General features: G+C 38.3%; 2 protein-coding genes and 1 pseudogene. All 3 read left to right on the top strand.

Annotation, left to right across the window (positions count from 1 at the left end; all coding sequences use genetic code 11):
* Positions 1 to 48: 48 nt before the first annotated feature.
* Complete coding sequence (locus ACFIL8_RS10050; protein ID WP_375633406.1) at positions 49 to 471, top strand: EexN family lipoprotein; 423 nt, start codon at positions 49 to 51, stop codon at positions 469 to 471.
* A 46-nt stretch (positions 472 to 517) separates the two neighbouring features.
* Positions 518 to 1,405 carry a type IV secretion system protein gene (locus ACFIL8_RS10055; RefSeq protein ID WP_375649991.1) on the top strand — a complete coding sequence of 296 codons (888 nt, stop codon included), beginning with the start codon at positions 518 to 520 and terminating at the stop codon, positions 1,403 to 1,405.
* Positions 1,406 to 1,411: 6 nt separating this feature from the next.
* Positions 1,412 to 1,581 (top strand): annotated as a pseudogene (locus tag ACFIL8_RS10060) (type IV secretion protein VblB7); the annotation flags it as partial.

Below are 1,581 nucleotides of genomic sequence, written 5' to 3' on the forward strand. Positions count from 1 at the left end.
AATTGTGCTCAAACCTTGTAAAACTGAAAGGAAAAAGGGGAAATATTGATGAATAAAGTTCTCATAACAACATTGCTACTTTGCACAGGGCTCATCACTGCTGGATGTGAAAAAACCTATAGCGTCGCAGAATTTAAAAAAGATAAAAAATTGATGGAAGAGTGGAATGCTAAATGTGGATTCGCAGGAACTGCAAAAAATTGTGAAAACTTAAGATTAGCACAACTTGAACTTCAAAAGGAATATGAAGCAAATGCTGAAGAGAGAATTAGGGAACACAACGAAAACATGCGTAAAGCGATGGAAGAATATCGAGCCGAACTACGAGCTAGACATGAAAAATGGAAAATTGATTTTGAAAAAAGGCAAGCTGAAATAGAAAAAAGAAAGGCTGAAGAAAAAGCAAAAGAACAAGCCGAGCGCGAAGCAGAAGAGCGCACTAAAGCTAAACAACAACAGAATAATAATTAAATCAGAAATAATCGTATTTGCAAAAATTAGATAGAATGGACGTGCAATGGCATTCGAAAAAATAGATTTCTTTACCACGGCAGAAAATATGTTAATAGAACCTATTATGCAAATAATGAACGAAACCACCGCAAATCTCTCATCGGGTTTAAGTGCTCCGCTTAAAGCATCATGTACAATCTACATTATATTTATGGGGTACAATATCATCTCAGGGCGTTCTTCCATGCCACTGTGGGAATTTATAGTGACAGCTTTCAAACTTGGCATCATTGTTTCACTCGCCACAAACGCTGCTCTTTATAATGAGTGGGTCGGGGATTTATTTTTCAATAGTCTTCCTAATGCCATTGCACATGCCACACAAGGTACAATACACTCAGATAAAAATATATGGGATGATCTGTTAAACAAAGCTGTTGCACATGTTTTTGATGAAGCAAAATCTGCATCATGGCTTGCATTGGGTGCGTATCTTGTTGCTTGGATAGTTGGTTTTGCCTGTTACGTGATTGCTGCTGTTTTTTGCATAATTGGTTTTATCGTCACAATGTTTGCTAAGCTGGGTTTATTTCTCGTCATATCAGTAGGACCGCTCTTCATAAGCCTCTATATGTTTTCATCAACAAGAAGGTTTACAGAGGCATGGTTAGGACAAGTTGCAAACTTCATCATACTTCAGATATTAGTCATCTTGCTTGGTGGTATGTATGTCAAACTTGCACTGAAAATCTTTACAACAAACATTGTAGATATCATGTTTTCCTTTGGCGCATTTATGGTGGTTGGCCTTGGTGGTATTTTTCTTTTCTTCAATTTACCTGGCATGGCTTCCGCTTTAGCCTCTGGGGGTGCCTCCCTTACAGGCTCAGGAGGAGCTAAAACAATAACGAATGGTGTAAAAAAATTAGCATCACTATTAGCAAAGGCTTAAGTTCAAATGCGGGAATTTAAAAAAATTGGGGTCATCTTACCATTTCTCTTTCTCAGTGGCTGTGTGTCTTCACCAAACACACTGAAGTCACTCCCAAAGTGTGATGGATATTCTAAACGTCCACTCAACAGATCAATGTGGAATTGGGAAGGGAAAAAACCCACGCCCACACCCAT

Source organism: Bartonella sp. AP57NXGY, assembly GCF_042195805.1.
In the GTDB taxonomy this organism is placed as follows: Bacteria; Pseudomonadota; Alphaproteobacteria; order Rhizobiales; family Rhizobiaceae; genus Bartonella.